Here is a 19,534-nt window from a genome sequence, read left to right as displayed (position 1 = left end):
AAGGGTAGATGTCTACTATGAAAAAGAGCAGAAAATTCCTCGCTGTCCTGCTGACAGTATGTATATGTATCACCGCCGTCATCCTCCCCGCCAGCGCCTACGAGCCCGATTTCGAGGTGCCCGCCGACGAGGGGGTATTCCTCATGTCGCTGGACACCGGCCAAGTGCTCTACGAGCAAAACGCCGATAAGCAGATGGCCCCCGCCTCGATGACCAAGGTGATGAGCACCATCGTCGCGCTGGAAAACTGTCAGGATCTGGGTGAGATGGTCACCGCCCCGTCCTATATCTACGACGAGTTCGTGGGCATCAACGTCTCCACAGCCGGCATCTCCCCCGGCGAGCAGCTCAGCGTCAAAGACCTGCTCTACTGTATGATGCTGCAGTCGGCCAACGAGGCCGCCAGCATCATCGCCGACCATTTCGGCGGCAGCATCGAGGGCTTTGCCGAGATGATGAACAAAAAGGCCGCCGAGCTTGGCTGTACCAACACCCACTTCGTCAACCCCCACGGGCTGGACGCCGACGGCCATTACACCTCTCCCCGCGACATGGCCACCATCGCCCAATACGCTCTGGGCGTAAACGGCTTCCGCGATATCTGCACCTCCACCCGCTACACCTTGCCGCAAACCAACATCCGCGAGGAGCAGGTGGTGGTCACCACCATCCTCATGCAGGATGAATACCGCGGCGGCGACCTGTATAACCCCTATATCAAGGGCATCAAGACCGGCACTACCGACAACGCCGGCCGCTGTTTCGTCTCCACCTACCAGCGCGACGGCGAAAACCTGCTGCTGGTAGTCATGAACGCCCCCAACACTGATGACGACGACAACCAGGCTTTCACCCAAACTCAGCAGTTCTACGACTGGGCGCACAACAACTTCGACCTCGAGACACTGGTAGAAAAAGGCTCGGTACTGCACGAGGTAAAGATCAAGCAGTCGTTCGATACCGATGTGCTCATCCTCACCGCCGCCAGCGACGTGACGCTGCTGCTGCCCAGCGGAGCCGACAAGACCGCCGTGCAGTACGTCGCCACTCTCGATGATGAAGAGATCGTCGCCCCGGTGAAAAAAGGCGATAAGATCGGCAAGATGACCCTCAAGCTGGGCGGCGAGACCATCGGCGAGGTGGACATGCTGGCCGAAAAAGACGTCAAGGGCGCCACCATCTTAAAAATAGCCGACGCCATACACGGCGCTTTGTCCTCCACCGCCGCCAAGATCATACTGGTGCTGGTCATTCTCTTTATCCTGGTGTATATCCTCTTTGTCATACGCTCCATCAACCTGCAAAAGAAAAAGGGTAAGATCAAGCGCCACAAAAAATACAAATTGTAAAGAGCGCGGCCCGGTGCATATGCACCGGGCCGCTTTTGTACAGGCAGGTGCCCCACCACCTCATCTCATCCCGGCACTGCACAGCCACCTGCTCGGTTTGCACTGCCCCTGCAAACAGGCCCCCTGCAATAGACCCAACAAATGCTCCTCATACCTAGTCCCCATCAGTCGGGCATCGCTGCCGCACCACCTTCCCCCCATTCATCCGATAGCTGCACCGTTCGGCCGGCACTTTATAATTATAAGCCATCGCTCGCTCACCGCTGTACGCTCTCCCCCAGTTATCACCGCTTACCCGGCTGTCTGCCCCGCCAAGCACATCGCCCGCTAAAATGGACTGGCTGCCCGGCAAAACGCATCCCCACACCGCCGTTTTCCGCCGGCAGCCCGTTCCTCGGTCCCAGCTGCACCTGCCGGCCGGGTATCTCCCTGTCACATAGTCCGCAATAGTCTGTAATAGTCTGCGCACTTTTTCCCACTCCCCATAAGCGCAAAAAGCGGGCTGCTCAAACTCGGTCAAGCAGCCCGCCCAAAATAAAAAAGTTACCTCGCCGCCTCCATCCCACGCTGCCCATCTCTCTCGCCCAAGCCCCCCAACTCTGCCCAACTCCGCCCAGCCCCGCCCAACCCTCCTCAGTGCTCCTCATCACTGTACAGTACTACCATAAAGCGCCATACAATGCCCAGCCCCTCGATCTGGTCACAGGTCCAGGCAAAAAAAGTCGCAATCGCGGTAGGGGTGATCGTAGACCAGCGGCAGCTGTTGCTCCGGTATCTTGTAAAATCCGGCCCGCTCGTAAAACTTGTGTGCCCGCTCTGTATTTTTGGGCGTATCCAAGATCAGCCGCCGCAGGCCCTGCTCTCTGGCAAAAGCCAGCAGCACCGCATACAGCTGGCTGCCCAGATGGTGGGGCGCGCCCCGGTACTGCTCATACACAAAAAATTTCTTTAGTATGCCCGTCTCCTCCTCCGCGCGCATCAGGCCAATACTGCCGGCCACCCGCCCCTCATCTCGGGCCACCCAAAAGTTGCCGCCACCGGCCATGTACGCGCGCTCGATGCACAGCAGCTCCGGCTGGTCCTGCACCGAGACCGGGGGCCTGGTGCCGTCATTCTGGCAGTGCAGCACCAGCTCGATCACCGCCTCTCGGTCCCGCTCTCTATATACGCCTATCTCCATGTATATCCTCCTCGATCGCTCTTGTGCCGCTGCCGGCGGTGTCTGTACAGCCGCCGGCAAACAGCCATTTTTGTGAAAAGGTGCTGGCAGCCGCCACCACCTGGCCAATGGTCAAGGTGATAAGCACCGTGCCGCCGCCAAATGGTCCCTGCACGAATAGCAGCACCGCAAACCCGCACAGCTCGATCGCCAAACGCGCCCGCTGTACCCGCCAGCAAAACCGTTCTGCCAGCGCCAGCATCAACCCGTCGATAGGCATTTTGGCAAACCCGGTCGACACGTAGATGCCGGTGCCCAGCGCCACCAGCAAATAGCCCAATAAAAAGCACGTGCATCCCGGCCAAAAGCCCGGGGGGATCGCCCAGCGGGCAACTGCCGCTTTTGACAGGTCTAAAAATAGGCCCTTCAAGGCGATCGGTATCACGCACAGCCACTGCGCCCGGCGGCAGAGCAGTGCGGCAATTACCCAAAAACTTCCCTGCACGATCATCGACCACCCGCCCAGCGACAGCGGCGTACACGCTGCCAATCCGGCAAAAACACCGTTCCAGGCATCCAGCCCCCAGTCGGTCTGCAAGATCACCGCCACCCCCAAGCAGGTCAGCATCAGCCCCAACAGGTAAAATGCCGCCCTCTTCCACCAGCAGCACGGCTCCTGGCGCCAGTTTGCTCTCATCCTTGACTCCCCTCCTTTGCTCTACTATAATAGCTTATAAACACTATTCAGTCTAATAGAATATTTTCAATTTAGACTTCATTAAATATAAACTATATAGGAGATACCTTTCATGGAGCTCAAGTACCTGTACACTTTCAAAACCATCCTCGACGCCGGCAGTTTTCAAAAGGCAGCCGAGCGGCTGCACTACGCCCAGTCTACCGTCACTCTGCAAATGCAGTTGCTTTCACAGTCGCTGTCAACGGCGCTGTTTGAGAAGATCGGCCGCAAAATGGTCCTCACCCAGTCGGGGCGGGAGCTGCTGCCCTATATCGAGGAGGTCCTCGCCGCCGCCGAGCGCTTGCAGCAGTACAGCCAGCACGGCCGCCAGCTGACCGGTACCCTGCGTATCGCCCTGCCCGAAACACTGCTCTCCTACCAGATGTCACCGGTGCTCGCCGCCTTTCGCCGTGCTGCGCCCGCGGTAAAGCTCTCTCTGCAGACCCCCAACTGCTACGAGATCCGGCGCCAACTCATAAACGGTGCCGTCGATATCGGCATCCACTACGATATCGGCGGCTACGGGCCGTCTCTGGTCACCCAAAAACTCGGCAGCTACCCGCTGGTGCTGGTGGGCAGCCCCGCCTTACACCAGCAGGAGCAGGACTTTGTCACGCCCGGCCAGCAAAAGGATCTCTGCCTGCTCACAGCCGATAAAAACAGCCTCTACCAGCAGATGTTCGATGCGTATCTGCGCACCGCCGCGATCACCTTAAACGGCGAGATCGAGATCCTCAGCACCGAGGCCATCAAGCGCAGCGTCAGCGGCAACATCGGGGTCTCCTATCTGCCCCGCTTCACCGTGGAGGAGGAGCTCCGGCAAGGCACTCTACGGGCACTCCCCGCCGCCGTCCCCCGCCCCGAAGTCGCCACTGTCTGCACCTACCACAAAAACAAGTGGGTCACCCCGGCTATGGAGCTGTTTATTCGCCTGCTCAAAGAGCAGCTCTGTCCCACCTGATCCCCCTGCTCCCTCTGCTCACCCTGCTCCCGCCGTCTCATGACCCTACCAGTGTCACCCTCCGTATAACGCCGGCCCACCGTCCTACCCCGCATATGCCCCTGCTTTCGCCGTGTATCCAAGACCACACGCCGGCCCCCATATCCCCGCTCGGCACCAGCCGCACGGCTATCACCACACCGCTGCTTTAGCGCCTATCCTCATCGCCCGGCAGCGCTCGCACCCATTTTTAACTTTTCCCTCTCCCCCAATGCTGTGATCCTTACACTGCCGCATCTCCGGCTGCCTGTGCGCTCTCGCCCCCGCCCCACACCAGGCCCAACCGTATGCCCCATTCGGGTCTCCACCTCTTCTGCCCCCGTTTTTCTCACGTCGGCCGCAGGCCTTTTCTCCCACCTTCACCCTTTAAAGAGCGGCCGCAGGACAACAAAAAAGAGACATCCCCGGGGGATGTCTCTTTTTGCACGCTCCATTGTAAGCAGCGCCGCTGTTTATATTTTTAGATACTGCGCAGTTTCACCACCAATGCGGTCTATTTGCGGCTATAGCCGGCAAACAGGTCCACCATCATCTGGCCAAAACCCTGTCTGTCCATATTCAGGGGCACCACAGCATTGGGCTGGGCGGCGTAAAAATCCACCACCGTCTGTCCCAGCCGTTTCTGGTCGGCACACTCAATGTACACCTCGGCCGGGCGGCTCTCAAACATCTCCGGCCGCTCCAGCCACGCCACCGTCACCGCGTCAAAAATAATGCTCTCCCCCTCACGCAGGCCCAGCTCCAGCTCCTCGGCAAACGCCTTGGCCTGGTCATTGCCCAGCGCTGCCAGCGCCTCGATCTGCGGCCGCCCCACCCGCGACTGCAGGCAGACCTCCTCACCGCACATCACCAGCGGTATTCCGGCCGAAAACACCTCTGCCGCCGCTTCCGGGTCCACATAGATGTTAAATTCAGCATAGCCGGTGGCGTTGCCGCCGGTAAACGAGCCACCCATGATCACCATCTGGGCAATGTTTGACTTTAGCTCCGGGTACTGCCGCAGCAGCGCGGCGATATTGGTGAGCGGGGCCAGCGGTATCAGTGTTACCGGGTCGGGGCTCTGGCGGATGAGGTCGGCCATAAAAGTGACGGCATCCCGCTCGTCCGGTGCGTTTTCCACCTGGTCATAGGCCTCAAATAATACGTGGCCCGGCCGCCCCGAGTCGATGAGCGCTCGGGCCTGTGGTTTCGCCGCCCCCACCGCATAGGGGACAGCCGGGTCGGTGCAAGACAAAGTGTTTCTGGTGTTGCGCACCACCTTGTCCAGCGGCACGTTGCCGGCCACCGTCGTAACTCCCAGCACCTGCAATTTCTCGCTGGCGATCGCCAGTGCCATTGCCATCGCATCGTCGCCGCCGGTATCGCAGTCCAGTATCACCGGTATCTTTTTTTCTGTCGCCATAATCATGTCCTCCTCCACTGTAAAGCGGTCGTTTCCTCTATCATAAACTATATAGCCCCTATACAGTCAAGGGCCGCGCCCCGCTTTTGCCCCGGCACTCTCCACCATCTTTCCCCCCACAAATTATAGATATCGCCCACTTGTCCGCAGATCTGCCTCTCCCCCATTTGCCCCCCATAAGTCCCCGTTCCCCCTGCCGGGCCTATTTCTTTCCCGGCTCGCCCCTCATCCGCCCCACAGCACTACAACACCACAACACCACAGCTCCATCAACACCGCGGCACTACACCCCCCATTTTTGCACGCAAAAAAGCCGCCCCTTTCGGAGCGGCTTTCTCTCGATTGTAAAAAACTTACTTGAGCTCGACTTTGGCGCCGACGTCTTCCAGTTTCTTTTTGAGCTCTTCGGCCTCGTCTTTGCCGACAGCCTCTTTAATAGCCTTGGGAGCACCCTCGACCAGCTCTTTAGACTCTTTCAGGCCCAGACCGGTGATCTCTTTCACAGCTTTGATGACCTGCATCTTGCTGCCGCCAACATCAGCCAGCACTACGTCAAACTCGGTCTTCTCCTCAGCAGCAGCGGCACCGGCAGCGGGGCCAGCAACCATAACGGGAGCAGCGGCAGAAACACCAAACTCCTCCTCGATGGCCTTTACCAGCTCAGACAGTTCCATAACAGACAGAGTTTTTACCTCTTCTACGAATTTCAGGATTTTCTCAGAAGCCATTGTAGCTACCTCCTAATTTTTAAGTTGTTGTGGGGCAAAAACAGAGGCGATTAAGCAGCCTCTCCCTCGCCGTCTTTCTCCACGATCGCGTTGAGCGCAACAGCCAGCCCGCGGATGTTGCCCTCCAGAGCGCTGCACAGCATGCTGAGCAGCTCCTCGCGGCTGGGCAGTTTGGCGATCTCGCTCACGCCGGCCAGATCCAGGGTCTTGCCCTCTAAGAAGCCCGCCTTCACGGCAAAGCCATTCTGGGCCTTGTCGGCGTACTTGCTCAGGATCTTCGCAGCGCTGATGGGGTCATCTTTCGATACGGCCAGAGCCGTGCTCCCCTTCATTTCGCCTACCAGCTCCTCGTAAGGGGTGCCGGCAACAGCCAGGCGCAGCATGGTGTTTTTAACGACCGCGTAATCTACGCCGGCCTCACGCAGCTCGCGGCGCAGCGCGGTGTCGTCCTCCACGTTGATGCCTTTGTAGCTGACCAGAACACCGGCCATAGAGCCCTCGATCTTCTCTTTGAGCTCGGCGACCAGCTGCTGTTTCTGCAGTAAAATCTTCTCGCTTGGCAAATGAATTCACCTCCGGTTAAGTCGTTTTGGTGTACACAGTGCCGTCACTTGGAAAAAGGAAGAGCCCTTCTTCGGCGTGTGCGCGAAGAAGGGCTCGAAAATACAATGGCAAAGCGATGTATTCTGTAAGACCTCATCCTCGGCAGGCAGGGAATACTCTCCCTATTACGCACGGGTGCACCTGCTGTCTTAGAATGACAGCAAATATATTCTAGCAGGTAAGCGCCAAAAAGTCAAACGCTTTTTTGCTTACTGCTGAATGAACTTGTTGGGGTTCACCTTTACGCCAGGCCCCATGGTAGAGGCGATGACGCAAGACTTGATGTAGGTGCCTTTGGCAGCGGCGGGTTTTGCCTTCACGATGGCGTCCATCAGGGTGCTGATGTTCTCGCCGAGCTTCTCCGGGCCAAAGGAAACTTTGCCGGCCGGGCAGTGGATGATGTTCGATTTGTCCAGGCGGTACTCGATCTTACCGGCCTTGGCCTCGGTGATGGCTCTGGCCACATCGGGGGTAACGGTGCCGGCTTTGGGGTTGGGCATCAGGCCACGGGGGCCCAGCACTTTACCCAAACGGCCGACCACGCCCATCATGTCGGGGGTGGCGATGACCACGTCAAAATCCATCCAGCCGCCCTGGATCTTGGGGATCATATCCTCGGCGCCGATGTAATCTGCCCCGGCCTCCTGGGCCAGTTTCTCGTTGTCGCCCTTGCAAAACACCAGAGTGCGCACCGTCTTACCGGTACCGTTGGGCAGCACTACCGCGCCGCGGACCTGCTGGTCGGCATGGCGGGAGTCGACGCCCAAACGCACATGGATCTCAACGGTCTCGTCAAACTTGGCCTTGGCGGTCTCACATACCAGCGCGCTGGCCTCTTCCAGGTCGTACAACTTGTCGGTGTCTACGACCTTCTTGCTATCTGTATATTTCTTACCGTGTTTCACTTTCGTTCCTCCCTGTAATAGTGGTAATTAGCGGAAATTTCCTCCCACGAGTAGGGTTTTACTCCTCTACAGTGATGCCCATGCTCCGCGCAGTACCGGCGATCATGCTCATGGCCGACTCGATGCTCGCAGCATTGAGGTCGCGCATTTTGGTCTCGGCGATCTTCTGGATCTGCTCTTTGGTGATCGAGCCGACTTTGTTCTTGTTGGGCTCGCCCGAAGCCTTGTCCAGACCGATGGCCTTTTTGATGAGCACAGCAGCCGGAGGAGTCTTGGTGATGAAGCTGAACGAACGATCAGCGTATACGGTGATGACGACAGGGATGATCATGCCGACGTCATTTTTGGTGCGCTCGTTGAATTCCTTGGTGAACGACATGATATTGACGCCGTGCTGACCCAGAGCAGGGCCGACCGGGGGGGCCGGAGTCGCTTTTCCTGCGGGGATCTGCAGCTTGATAAAGCCTACTACCTTTTGTGCCATTTTATTTGCACCTCCAAAAAGATTGTGGTCATTGCGATAGAGTCGCCGCAGCGGCGCGCTCTTTCTCCCACATGCCGGTTTTGCGGCTGGCAGGGCCGTGTTTCACATAAAAAATCAGACCAGCTGTACCTGCGACAGCTCCAGTTCGACGGGGGTCTCCCGCCCAAACATCGAGACCTTCACCTTCACCAGGTTGGCCTCTGCGTCCAGCTCCTCGACAGTCCCCACAAAATCTTTGAGGGGCCCCTCTTTGATGCTGACGCTGTCGCCCACCTTGTAGTCGACCTTAAACGAGCGCTTCTCCACGCCCAGGTTCTCTACTTCGCGGGGTGACAGGGGCACCGGCTTAGAGCCGGGGCCTACAAAACCCGTTACGCCCCGTATGTTGCGCACAACATACCAGGAATCGTCGGTCATCTCCATCTTCACCAGGACATAACCGGGAAACAGTTTGCGCTCGACCTCTTTTTGCTGGTCCTCTTTCTGTTCGACGACCAGTTCAGTCGGCACCTTGACTTCGTAAATCAGGGATTGCAGATTTCTGTTCTCAACAAGTTTTTCCAGGTTCTGGGCCACCTTGTTCTCATAGCCGGAATAGGTGTGCACCACATACCATCTGGCGGCGGTTTCTGACATAATCTTATCCCTCCACGCGCCGGGGCTGCGCCCGACTAAGCGTTTTTAAGGAGCAGCTGGACCAGCAGACCCAGCAGCGAGTCAAGACCCCACAGCACGACGGCGGCGATCAGCACCATCACGATGACCACGATGGTGTTGTTGATGACCTGTTTCTTGCCGGGCCACACGATCTTTTTGATCTCACTTCTCAGGTCTCTAAAGTACTTGGCTGTTCTTGAGGCGATACGTTTGGGGCTGAAACGGCTGGGCTTTTTCACCGCTTTATCCGTACTGGTTTTTGCCATAGGGTGTCCCCTCCTGCCTTTCGCCTATTTTGTCTCCTTGTGCGGAGTGTGTTTCCTGCAGAAACGGCAATACTTGTTCATTTCCAGTCTGTCAGGGTTGTTCTTCTTGTTCTTCATGGTGTTGTAGTTGCGCTGCTTGCACTCGGTGCAAGCCAAAGTGACCTTCACTCTCATTAACGGCACCTCCTGATATACTCAGATTTTTTAGCCTCCCTCAGAAGGGCTCGTCCCGCACAAATTTTTGCACAAAAAAATAAGCCCTTTTTTAGAGGTACACTCAATATAGCACACCCCCGGGCAGAAGTCAAGCTGTTTGCCCCAATTCCAGCCGTGAGCTGTTCCATTTTTCTCCACCGGCAGCTGCCGCGCCGCCCACTATACCGGCGCGCTCCCCTCTTCGCATCTGCAACAGCGCCGTTTATATAGTGCCGCAAATAAATTGAACGCGGCGGCGAATTGTGCTAAAATAGCCTGAGGCAGACCGCTTGCCCCGCCCACAACCGCCCCACACCAGCCCCACACCAGCCTATACCGGCCCCGGTGCCCGGCGGCGGGCAAAACAGCGGCGGCCGCCGCATAGGTATATATTTAAAGGTATGTACACCGCCCGGCGCACAGCCGCGGCCCCCATCTCTGCGCGGCCAGTAAAGCTGCAGATAGGAGCATTTTACTATGTCCAGAATAAAAGTAGCCGTCTTATTCGGCGGCGTCTCCAGCGAGTACGAAGTCTCGCTGCAATCGGCCACCAGCGTCATCAAAAATATCCCCGCCGACAAGTACGAGGTGCTGCCCATCGGCATCACCAAGTCCGGCCGCTGGCTCTACTTCCCCGGCGATTACGACATGATCGCCGACGGCAGCTATAAGACCCACCCCGACTGTGTGGGCTGTGCCATCCTGCCCGACCGCTCTAAAAAAGGTATCACCAAATTCCTCGCCGACGGCACCACCGCCTTTGTGGCCGTCGATGTGGTGTTCCCGGTACTGCACGGCAAAAACGGCGAGGACGGCACCATCCAGGGCCTGCTCGAGCTCTGCGGCATCCCCTATGTGGGCTGCGACGTCATCTCCTCGGCCAACTGCATGGACAAGGTGGTCACCAAGGTGCTGCTCGAGCAGGCGGGCATCGCCACCACCCCGTTTTTGTGGTTCACCAAATACGATATGGACCAGTTCGAGCAGTATAAGCGGCAGGTGGCCCAAAAGCTGGGCTACCCCTGCTTTGTCAAACCGGTCAACGCCGGCTCTTCGGTGGGGGTCACCAAAGTGTCAGACGAGAGCGCCCTCAAAGACGCGGTGCTGCTGGCCTTCACCCACGACAGCAAGGTGCTCATCGAAAAGAACATCACCGCCCACGAGGTGGAGTGCGCCGTCTTGGGCAACCGCGAGCTCATCGCCGGCGTGCCCGGCGAGATCGTGCCCGAGGCCGACTTCTACGATTACGAGGCCAAATACATCTCCGGCACCAGCAAACTGCTCATCCCCGCCGGGGTGCCCGAAGATACTCTCCGCCAGGTACAGGATATCGCCCGGCGCGCCTTCTCTACCCTGGGCTGCACCGGCCTGTCGCGGGTCGACTTCTTCGTCGGCGACGACTTCATCTACTTAAACGAGATCAACACCCTGCCCGGCTTCACCTCCATCAGCATGTACCCCAAAATGATGGACGCCTGCGGCATCCCCTACCCCGAGCTGTGCGATCGGCTCATCCAGCTGGGGCTCGCGCGTGCGGCCCAGTAGCCGCCAAGTCGTCTAGTCGCCAAAACACCAAAAAGGGGCGTATGATTATGGATACCAGACCCATCGGCGTATTCGATTCCGGCCTGGGTGGGCTCACGGTGGTCAAGCAGCTCAAGGCGCTGCTGCCCAGCGAGCAGATCGTCTACTTCGGCGACACTGCCCGGGTCCCCTACGGCACCCGCAGCCGCTCCACCCTCATGACCTACGCCGGGCAAGACAGCGGCTTTTTGCTGCGCCAAGGCGTCAAGCTCATCGTGGCCGCCTGCGGCACCATCAGTTCCACCGTCGACGACAGCTTCATCCGCGCGCTGCCGGTGCCCTACTGCGGCGTCATCGAGCACACCGCCGCCGCTGCGGCCGCCGCCACCCGGGTGGGCAAGGTGGGCATCATCGGCACCACCGCCACCGTAAACAGCGGCAGCTTTGCCCGCGCCATCCACCGCTGCGACCCCAAGGTCACCGCCGTGGCCCGCGCCTGCCCGCTGTTCGTGCCGCTGGTCGAAAACGGTTACATCCAGCCCAACGACCCGGTCACCACGCTGGTGGCGCAGGATTACCTCTCCTTCATCCGCGAAAAAGGGGTCGACACGCTCATCCTCGGCTGCACCCATTTCCCCATCCTGGCTCCGGTCATCAGTCGGGTGCTGGGCGACGGGGTCACCCTGATCGACCCCGGGGTGTACACCGCCCGCCAGGTGGCCCAGATCCTAAACGAGCAGCATCTGGCCGCCCCCTACCGGGGCGACGGCCAGCCCGCCGACGCCTACTACATCACCGACCAGTCCGACTTTCAGTCGGTGGCCTCGATCTTCATGGGCGACGCCTTCTGCGGCCAGGTGCAGACCGTCGACGTAAACGACCTGTAAGCACCGCCACCTCCGGCCCGACCGCCGCGGCCGGTCGGGCCGGCAAGTCAAACACCCACCGCGGGCCGGGCGCCTCATGGCCGTCCGGCCCGCTTTTTGCTGCTGTCGGCACCGCCGCCGCACTTTAAGGTTTTCTTAAACAAATGCGCAGCCGCCTGTGCTATGATAGAGAGCGGATACCAAAAGAGGAGGATTTTTGTTGCAGACTGATATTTTAGTAGTGGATGACGAGCAGGAGATCGCCGACGTAGTGGCCCTCTACTTAAAAAACGAGGGTTTTGCAGTCCACAAGTGCTACACCGCCGCGCAGGCCATCGCCTGTATCGGCAGCCAGTCCATCGACCTGGCCATCCTGGACGTCATGCTGCCCGATGCCGACGGCTTCTCCATCTGCCGGGCCATCCGCGACGGGGGCCACAACTACCCGGTCATCATGCTCACCGCCAAAGGCGACGAGACCGACAAGATCAGCGGCCTGTCGCTGGGGGCCGACGACTACATCACCAAGCCCTTTCGCCCGCTGGAGCTGGTGGCCCGGGTCAAGGCACAGCTGCGCCGGTACCGCACCTACGGCGGCGAGACAGCCGGCGCCGACGGCTCGGTCATCAGCGTCTCCGGCCTCATCATCGACCGCGACAGCCACCAGTGCTTTCTAAACGAAAAACCGCTGTCCCTCACCCCCACCGAGTTCTCCATCCTCTGGCACCTGTGCCAAAACCGGGGCAAAGTGGTCAGTGCCGAGCAGCTGTTCTTGTCCGTCTGGGGCGAGGGCTACTACACCAGCGACAACAACACCGTCATGGTGCACATCCGCCATCTGCGCGAAAAAATGGGCGAGTCGGGAGACCGCCCCCGCTACATCAAGACCGTATGGGGAGTGGGGTATAAACTTGAGGGGTAAAAACAGGCCGCAAACGGCCAGAAAAAAACGCTACAACTGGCGCCGCTGGGTGCGGCAGCTCACCTCTATCCTGTGGCCGCCGCTGCTCACCGCCGGCGGGGTGGGGCTGCTCTTTTATCTCATGACTCCGGGCATGCCGCTGTACACCCCCGCATACAGGATCTGGCGGATGGTCTGCCGGGGCATCCTGCGCATCGGCGTCTGGGGCACCGACTACTCCTTTTACAAATTTACCGAGCGCAACCTCCCCTTTTATATCATCGCCGTGCTGGTCATCTTCACCCTGTCCAGGGCCTGCCGCAAGCTGTTTGCGCTGCAAGACGATCTGCAGCAGATCTATATGGGGATGGATACGCTGCTGGCGCCCGAAGCCACCGCTTTAGCCCTCGACAGCAGTCTGGCGCCTTTTGCCAAAAAGATCACCGATATCCGCACCACCCTCGACCGCCGCAGCTGGGAGGCCCACGCCGCCGAGCAGCGCAAAAACGACCTGGTGGTCTACCTGGCCCACGATATCAAAACGCCGCTCACCTCGGTCATCGCCTACCTCAACTTGCTGCAGGAGGCGCCCGACCTGCCCACCGAGCAGCGCACCCGCTACATCGGCATCACCCTCGAAAAGGCCTACCGCCTCGAGCAGCTCATCGACGAATTTTTCGAGATCACCCGCTTTAACCTCCAGAGCATCGTCCTCTACAGAGAGCCGCTGCACCTCTGTTACATGTTGCGGCAGATGGCCGACGAGTTCTACCCCATCCTGTCGGCCACCCGCAACACGGTGGAGGTCGAGGCCCCGCCGGAACTCACCGTCCAGGCCGACCCCGACAAGCTGGCCCGGGTATTTAACAACATCCTCAAAAACGCCGCTGCCTACAGCGCCCCCGGTACCCCTATCCGCATCGTCGCCAAGCAGCAGGAAGACGAGGTGTTCGTCTCCTTTTACAATCAGGGGAAGATCATCCCCCAAGACCAGCTCGACTCCATCTTCGAAAAGTTCTACCGGCTCGACAGCGCCCGCGGCACCAAAAACGGCGGCGCCGGGCTGGGCCTGGCCATCGCCAAAGAGATCGTCACCGCCCACGGTGGCAACATCCATGCCGCCAGCAGCGCACAGGGCACCTGCTTCACCGTCATGCTGCCGGCAAACAGCCCCGAAAGCGCCGTCTAGCCCCCCGATACACCGCCACTTTTGGCCGATACAAGCCCGCTCGGGCTTGTTTTTTTGTAGGCAGTAGGGTAAAATAAAGCAGTTAGCTAAAAAGCCGGCCCGGCGCCCGCCCCCAGGCGGCGCCCCCGCCGAAAAACAGACCAAGAGAAGGAGTGGCGTATTGAAAAAAGACGCGCTCATCACCCTAAAAGCGACCTCCACCGCCGACGGCGAGAGCGAGACCACCGAGCTGGTGACCGAGGGCTACTTCTACCAAAAAGACGGCAAGTATTTCCTCTCCTACACCGAGACCGAGGCCACCGGCTTCGACGGCGACACCACCACTCTAAAGGTCGACGGGCAAAAGGCAGTCACCATGCTGCGCTTCGGCAAGAGCCGCACCCACCTGCTCATCGAGAGCGGCCGCCGCAACCCCTGCAGCTACGATACCGGCTACGGCATCATGGATATCGAGATCGTGGGCGGCCGCATCCGCAACCGCCTCACCGAGATGGGCGGCCAGCTCACCTTTGCCTACACCATCGACGTAGATCGCGACTACGAGATCGAAAACAGCATCGATATCTCGGTGCGTATCTCTTAGCCCGCCCCGGCGGGCCGCCACCCACCCTCTTTTTGTGCCACAGGCCGGTCCAGCCACTGCCTACCGGTAGTCTCTGTCCTCGCCGCGCAGCACAAAAAGTGTAAGAGCCGCCCCACGGCCGCCTGTCGGCGGCGCCGCGGTTCTTGCGCTGCCCACCGGCAGCAAACAGCTCCCGGGCCGCTCTCTGCGCCCCGGCACAGGTACACGGGCCGCCGCGTCGCGCCCCCCAGCAGAAAGGAAAGAAGTACATCATGTCTAACCTCGTTAAACAGGCCAAACTGCAAGTGGCCCAGATCGTCTCGGCCGCGCTGGCCAAAGCCATGGCCGACGGCGCGCTGCCAGAGGCCCCCCTGCCCGACTTCGCCGTCGAGATCCCGGCCGATACCGCCCACGGCGACTTCGCCTGCAACGCCGCCATGGTCGGCGCCCGCACCTTTAAGCGCGCCCCCCGCCAGATCGCCGACGCCATCGTGGCGGCTGCCGACCTGTCCGGCACCTTTTTCGACCGGTGCGAAGTGGCCGGTCCCGGCTTTCTCAACTTCTTTTTAAACGGCAGCTGGTTCTCCCAGTCGGTGCTGGCCGTCCGCCAGGAGGGCGACCACTATGGCCGCAGCGACATGGGGCAGGGCCAAAAAGCCATGGTCGAGTTCGTCTCGGCCAACCCCACCGGCCCCATGCATCTGGGCAACGCCCGCGGCGGCGCGCTGGGCGACTGTCTGGCCAGCGTGCTCGACTGGGCCGGCTACCAGGTCACCCGCGAGTTCTACATCAACGACGCCGGCAACCAGATCGAAAAATTCGGCAAGTCGCTGGCCGCCCGCTACCTGCAGATCTACAAAGGCGAGGAGAACGTCGAGTTCCCCGAGGACGGCTATCAGGGCGAGGATATCAAGCAGCGCGCCCGGGAGTATGCCGACCTGTACGGCGACAAGCTGGTCGACTGCACCCCCGAGGAGCGCAGCCATGCCCTGGTCGATTACGCGCTGCCGCTGAACATCCAAAAACTAAAAGACGATCTGGCCAAATACCGCATCCACTACGACGTGTGGTTCAAAGAGAGCGTCCTGCACCAAAATGGCAGCGTACAGAAGATCGTCGACCTGATGAAAGAGCGCGGTCTCACCTACGAAAAAGAAGGCGCCATCTGGTATAAAGCCACCGAGTACGGCGCCGAAAAAGACGACGTGCTGGTGCGCGCCAACGGGGTGCCCACCTACTTTACCGCCGACATCGCCTACCACTACAACAAGTTCGCCGAGCGCGGCTTCGACTGGGTGGTCAACGTCTGGGGCGCAGACCACCACGGCCACGTGGCCCGGCTCAAAGGCGCTATGGACGCCGTCGGCCTCGACGGCAGCAAACTCGACGTGGTGCTCATGCAGATGGTCCGCCTCATGCGCGGCGGCGAAGTCGCCCGCATGAGCAAGCGCACCGGCAAAGCCATCTCGCTGGTAGACCTGCTCGACGAGATCCCCGTCGACGCCGCCCGCTTCTTCTTCAACCAGCGCGAGCCCAACACCCACTGCGAGTTCGACCTCGACCTGGCCATCAAAAACTCGTCCGAGAACCCGGTCTACTACGTCCAGTACGCCCACGCCCGCATCTGCAGCATCCTCAAGGCGCTGTCCGCCGAAGGCGTCACCGCCGAGAGCTGCACCCCCGAGCAGCTGGCCCTGCTCTCTACCGAGCAGGAGCGCGCACTCATCCGCCACCTCGCCGGTCTCACCGACTGTATCGAGCAGAGCGCCAAGGCTCTCGACCCCTCCAAGATGACCAAGTACTGCCTCGAGACGGCCACTCTGTTCCACAAGTTCTATAACGCCTGCCGCGTCAAAGGCGAGGCCCACGACCTGCTGCAGGCCCGCCTGAACCTGTGCCTGGCCACCAAGCAGGTACTGGCCAACGTACTGCGCATGTTGGGCATCACCGCCCCCGAATCCATGTGATCTCTTTCTGTAAAACCGCCTATTGCCCGTACGATAGGCGGTTTTATGCTATCTATCAGCTGCTTTTTTAGCAGCTGCATCCCCACCCTGCCACCGCGCCGCTCCCCTATGGGCCCCTGCGGTGCGGCCGGCTCCACACAAAGGCACAAGGAGGACTGCCCCATGACCGAGATTCAAAAACAGGCCCAACAACTGGGCGACTACATGGTGCTCTGGCGCCGCCAGTTCCACCAATTCCCCGAGCTCTCGCTGCAGGAGGCGGCCACCAGCCGCCACATCCAGCAGGAGCTGCAAAACATGGGCCTTGAGCCGGTCGTACTCAAAAACCGCAGCGTGATCGCCCGGCTCGACGGCCCGCTACCCGGCCGCCGCCTGGCCATCCGCGCCGATATCGACGCCCTGCCCCTGCAGGAAGAGACCGGCCTCTCTTACGCCAGCCAGGTGCCGGGCGTCATGCACGCCTGCGGGCACGACTACCACGCCGCCTGCCTGCTGGGGGTGGCCAAACTGCTGCTGCAAAACCAAAAGTCGCTGTGCGGCAGCGTGTACCTCTGCTTTCAGACCGCCGAGGAAGTCAGCGAGGGCGGCGCCTGGCAGATCGTCGACTACCTCAAAGAAAACGGCGGCGTAGATCAGGCCATCGCCGCCCACGTCTCCGGCTCGCTGCCGGGCGGCCACATCCAGCTGCCCGCCGGTCCCATGATGGCCGGCATCGCCCAGTGGACGCTCACCGTCTCGGGCACCGGCGGCCACGGCTCCCGGCCCGATCTCTGCCGCGACCCCATCCGCCCAGCCAGCGACATCCTGCGCGAGTTTTCCGCCATCCCGGTCAATCGGCACGCCCCGTTCGACGTGTGCGTCATAAATCCCTGCACCTTCCACGCCGGCACCGCCTTCAACATCGTGCCCGAACAGGCGGTGGTCAGCGGCAATCTGCGCTACTTTAAGCCCGGCGATATCGACGTCATCCGCCGCTCGATGGAAGAGATCGCCACCGGTATCGCCGCCGCCCACGGCTGCCGGGCCACACTGGACTTCGAGGGCATGCTCCCCCCCTGCTATAACGATCCCGAGGCGGCCGCTGCCGGGCAGGCGCTCTGCGCCCAGCTGGGTATCCCTCTGGCCCCATCCGGCGACCCCGATACCGGCTCCGATGACTTCGCCGAGTTCCTGTCTGCCTTTTCCGGCTTTTACCTGCGCATCGGCGCCCACAGCGGTCAGCCCGGCACCGTCGGGGTGCACCACAACCCCCGCTTTGCCCTCGATGACAGCTCGCTGCCCACTGCCGCCGCCTTTTTGGCCGCCTACGCCGCCACCTTCCTCCGCGCCTAAACGCCTTCGCACAGCCCCCACGCGAGCAGACAGGTCCAACCCGGCGACGGCGAGTCTCTGCCATTCCGCGCGGGCCCCAATGGCCCAGGTGATCACCTCCACCACGCCAGTACACCAGCGCTCCCGCTCTGCCACCGGTGCCACCCGGGTACTGAACATGAACACGTGAGCGCATGTTCAGCGCAGAGCCCACTCGCCGCCCCGAGGTCAAACACCCGCTGCTCTCAGACAGCAGCTGTACGCCGCTCCCGGCCCGGGCAACGCACCGCCGGTGTTTTGCCGCCCCCCAACTCTGCCTGTCCCGCCATCGGTGCCGCTTCGTCCTGCTCCTGCCAAACCGGCGGCTGCTCCTCAGTGTCTCCTCGGCCGGCATCTCCCCACCGGGCGCCGTCAGGCCGGGCACTAGGCGCCATTATAGAGCGTATATCCAGCCTGCCGCCGGCAGCCGTTGTCAGCAGATAGCCTCCGTATGCCCCCAAAACATTACTACAGCACTACAGCACTACACCAATATAACAATGTGTCGAACCGCCGGCACGACCGCCAATGTCTGCGCGCCAAAGATCACCGCTCTCCGGCCGATCCTGCGGCCCCGGCGCAAAGAGTTTTTCCACCGGCAGGTTTCTATCAAAGCCCCACCACCCGTACGGGTATACGGCCAGTCTTTCCCGCAGCGGCTACGGCCCCCTTCAAATAGCACCGTCTTCTCGGCAGCTCCGTGGCCTGCGCCCTCGGTACTGGCGCCCCATGTGCCCCCGGTACCCCCAGACCCGCTCAAAAGGCCCAAGCGCAAAAAAGGCCCCCGAAAACAGACTCTGTGCCTGTTCCCGGGGGTCTTTTCTATTGGGGGCGCGTTCCGGTCTCCCGGCTGCGTTTCTCTACAGTTTCAGCTGTCGCTTACTGCAGCTCCTGCATGGCGTTTATCATATCGCCCACGATCGCGTTGGTCAGCTCGTCGCTCTCCTGGATCTCCCACTTGCCGCTGACCTTCTTCAGCTCGATGTTTACATCCAGAGTGATCTTGTTGCTGGCGTCGGCATTGACCAGCGCGTCGACCAGAATGTCACTGGTCTGCTGGGTCAGCTCATCCTCCGACAAGGTCCCCATATTGGCGATCGCGTTGGCCAGCGCATCCTGGTAGCCCTGCTGGATGGCCTCGCCAAAGTTCACGTTGGTAATCTTGCAAGAGACGGTGGCGGTATCGCCGTTTACGGTAGACTTGCCGGTCTCGCAGCTCAGGTTCTTTAGCAGCGCCTCTACCAGTTTCTCCTCATTGTCGGTGCCCAGGCCCGACTGGCCCAGCGAGTCGCCCAGCACTTTGGTGTACTCGTCATCCTTCAGGCTGCTGATGGCCTTGAACTCCGATTTGATGACATCCTCCGGTTTCTGCGCGCCGCAGCCGGCAAATACGCCCAGCATCAGCACTGCACACAGGATCATCGAAACGACTTTTTTCATCTTACGTCCTCTCCTTTTTCACAGTATGACCTATAATCTGTACATTTCCGTTCATCCCGCTGCCCCGGCTTCACTGGCGTAGTTTTACAGGTCTGCACGCACCAGATCTGTTTTTTTATGCATATACGCCAAAAAAGACACACGTTCTGCACAGAATGACAATGTACACTTTACCACATTTCTCTACAATTTTCAATTCAGATATTAAAAAGCCAGAAAACCAACAGATTATCTGTCAGTTTCTGGCT

The 19,534-nt window shown here is 60.1% G+C and carries 20 protein-coding genes and 1 other annotated feature; of the genes, 9 read left to right on the top strand and 11 right to left on the bottom strand.

Annotated features, from left to right (window positions below; all coding sequences use genetic code 11):
• The first annotated feature begins 17 nt into the window (after positions 1–17).
• Complete coding sequence (locus C6Y32_RS01310) at positions 18–1,349, top strand: D-alanyl-D-alanine carboxypeptidase family protein (protein WP_164998067.1); 1,332 nt, start codon at positions 18–20, stop codon at positions 1,347–1,349.
• A gap of 700 nt (positions 1,350–2,049) precedes the next feature.
• Here the strand turns inward: C6Y32_RS01310 and C6Y32_RS01305 are convergent.
• Positions 2,050–2,529: a GNAT family N-acetyltransferase gene (locus tag C6Y32_RS01305; protein ID WP_105203352.1), complete on the bottom strand. Its 480-nt coding sequence runs from the start codon at positions 2,527–2,529 to the stop codon at positions 2,050–2,052.
• A complete protein-coding gene (locus C6Y32_RS15045) occupies positions 2,510–3,205 on the bottom strand; it encodes a YczE/YyaS/YitT family protein (RefSeq protein WP_129589361.1) in 696 nt (231 codons plus the stop codon). Before C6Y32_RS15045 ends, C6Y32_RS01305 begins: the two co-directional genes overlap by 20 nt.
• Before the next feature lie 112 nt (positions 3,206–3,317).
• On the opposite strand from C6Y32_RS15045, the gene C6Y32_RS01300 reads away from it, so the two are divergent.
• A complete protein-coding gene (locus C6Y32_RS01300; protein ID WP_105203351.1) occupies positions 3,318–4,208 on the top strand; it encodes a LysR family transcriptional regulator in 891 nt (296 codons plus the stop codon).
• 532 nt (positions 4,209–4,740) lie between these two features.
• Here the strand turns inward: C6Y32_RS01300 and C6Y32_RS01295 are convergent.
• From C6Y32_RS01295 to rpmG, 8 genes are all read right to left on the bottom strand, one after another.
• Positions 4,741–5,649 carry a nucleoside hydrolase gene (locus C6Y32_RS01295; RefSeq protein ID WP_164998066.1) on the bottom strand — a complete coding sequence of 303 codons (909 nt, stop codon included), beginning with the start codon at positions 5,647–5,649 and terminating at the stop codon, positions 4,741–4,743.
• A 353-nt stretch (positions 5,650–6,002) separates the two neighbouring features.
• Complete coding sequence (gene rplL / locus C6Y32_RS01290) at positions 6,003–6,377, bottom strand: 50S ribosomal protein L7/L12 (RefSeq protein ID WP_105203349.1); 375 nt, start codon at positions 6,375–6,377, stop codon at positions 6,003–6,005.
• 50 nt (positions 6,378–6,427) lie between these two features.
• Positions 6,428–6,940: a 50S ribosomal protein L10 gene (rplJ, locus tag C6Y32_RS01285; RefSeq protein ID WP_105203348.1), complete on the bottom strand. Its 513-nt coding sequence runs from the start codon at positions 6,938–6,940 to the stop codon at positions 6,428–6,430.
• Positions 6,941–6,988: 48 nt separating this feature from the next.
• Positions 6,989–7,152: a sequence feature (ribosomal protein L10 leader region), on the bottom strand.
• A gap of 37 nt (positions 7,153–7,189) precedes the next feature.
• Complete coding sequence (gene rplA / locus C6Y32_RS01280; RefSeq protein ID WP_105203347.1) at positions 7,190–7,885, bottom strand: 50S ribosomal protein L1; 696 nt, start codon at positions 7,883–7,885, stop codon at positions 7,190–7,192.
• Between the two features lie 58 nt (positions 7,886–7,943).
• Entirely contained in the window at positions 7,944–8,369 is a 426-nt protein-coding gene (gene rplK / locus C6Y32_RS01275) for a 50S ribosomal protein L11 (protein ID WP_105203346.1), read from the bottom strand.
• Between the two features lie 114 nt (positions 8,370–8,483).
• Positions 8,484–9,005, bottom strand: coding sequence for a transcription termination/antitermination protein NusG (gene nusG / locus C6Y32_RS01270; protein WP_105203345.1), 522 nt, complete (start codon positions 9,003–9,005; stop codon positions 8,484–8,486).
• Positions 9,006–9,040: 35 nt separating this feature from the next.
• Positions 9,041–9,292, bottom strand: a complete 252-nt coding sequence (secE, locus tag C6Y32_RS01265) for a preprotein translocase subunit SecE (protein ID WP_105203344.1) — start codon at positions 9,290–9,292, stop codon at positions 9,041–9,043.
• A 24-nt stretch (positions 9,293–9,316) separates the two neighbouring features.
• Entirely contained in the window at positions 9,317–9,466 is a 150-nt protein-coding gene (gene rpmG / locus C6Y32_RS01260) for a 50S ribosomal protein L33 (protein ID WP_105203343.1), read from the bottom strand.
• A gap of 498 nt (positions 9,467–9,964) precedes the next feature.
• Between rpmG and C6Y32_RS01255 the strand changes: the two genes are divergently transcribed.
• From C6Y32_RS01255 to C6Y32_RS01225, 7 genes are all read left to right on the top strand, one after another.
• Positions 9,965–11,032, top strand: coding sequence for a D-alanine--D-alanine ligase family protein (locus C6Y32_RS01255; protein WP_105203342.1), 1,068 nt, complete (start codon positions 9,965–9,967; stop codon positions 11,030–11,032).
• 47 nt (positions 11,033–11,079) lie between these two features.
• Positions 11,080–11,898 (top strand): glutamate racemase, encoded by an 819-nt coding sequence (gene murI, locus C6Y32_RS01250; protein ID WP_105203341.1) that lies wholly within the window; start codon positions 11,080–11,082, stop codon positions 11,896–11,898.
• Positions 11,899–12,097: 199 nt separating this feature from the next.
• The gene (gene vanR, locus C6Y32_RS01245; RefSeq protein ID WP_105203340.1) at positions 12,098–12,799 is read left to right on the top strand and encodes a VanR-ABDEGLN family response regulator transcription factor; all 702 of its coding nucleotides are present in this window, start codon (positions 12,098–12,100) and stop codon (positions 12,797–12,799) included.
• On the top strand, positions 12,789–13,967 hold the full coding sequence (locus C6Y32_RS01240; RefSeq protein ID WP_243562431.1) for a sensor histidine kinase: 1,179 nt from the start codon (positions 12,789–12,791) through the stop codon (positions 13,965–13,967). The genes vanR and C6Y32_RS01240 overlap by 11 nt, the downstream gene beginning before the upstream one ends.
• A 160-nt stretch (positions 13,968–14,127) precedes the next feature.
• Positions 14,128–14,550: a YwiB family protein gene (locus C6Y32_RS01235; protein WP_164998065.1), complete on the top strand. Its 423-nt coding sequence runs from the start codon at positions 14,128–14,130 to the stop codon at positions 14,548–14,550.
• A gap of 251 nt (positions 14,551–14,801) precedes the next feature.
• Positions 14,802–16,496, top strand: a complete 1,695-nt coding sequence (gene argS / locus C6Y32_RS01230) for an arginine--tRNA ligase (RefSeq protein WP_105203338.1) — start codon at positions 14,802–14,804, stop codon at positions 16,494–16,496.
• Positions 16,497–16,658: 162 nt separating this feature from the next.
• Complete coding sequence (locus C6Y32_RS01225) at positions 16,659–17,828, top strand: M20 metallopeptidase family protein (protein WP_164998064.1); 1,170 nt, start codon at positions 16,659–16,661, stop codon at positions 17,826–17,828.
• A gap of 897 nt (positions 17,829–18,725) precedes the next feature.
• On the opposite strand, the gene C6Y32_RS01220 is transcribed toward C6Y32_RS01225, so the two are convergent.
• Positions 18,726–19,286 carry a DUF5105 domain-containing protein gene (locus tag C6Y32_RS01220; RefSeq protein WP_105203336.1) on the bottom strand — a complete coding sequence of 187 codons (561 nt, stop codon included), beginning with the start codon at positions 19,284–19,286 and terminating at the stop codon, positions 18,726–18,728.
• Positions 19,287–19,534 lie beyond the last annotated feature (248 nt).

The sequence above is a fragment of the Neobittarella massiliensis (ex Bilen et al. 2018) genome (genome assembly GCF_900289145.1).
Classification (GTDB): domain Bacteria; phylum Bacillota; class Clostridia; order Oscillospirales; family Ruminococcaceae; genus Neobittarella; species Neobittarella massiliensis.
The sequence above is the reverse complement of the archived record's forward strand: the minus strand, read 5'-3'. Positions and strand labels throughout refer to the sequence as shown.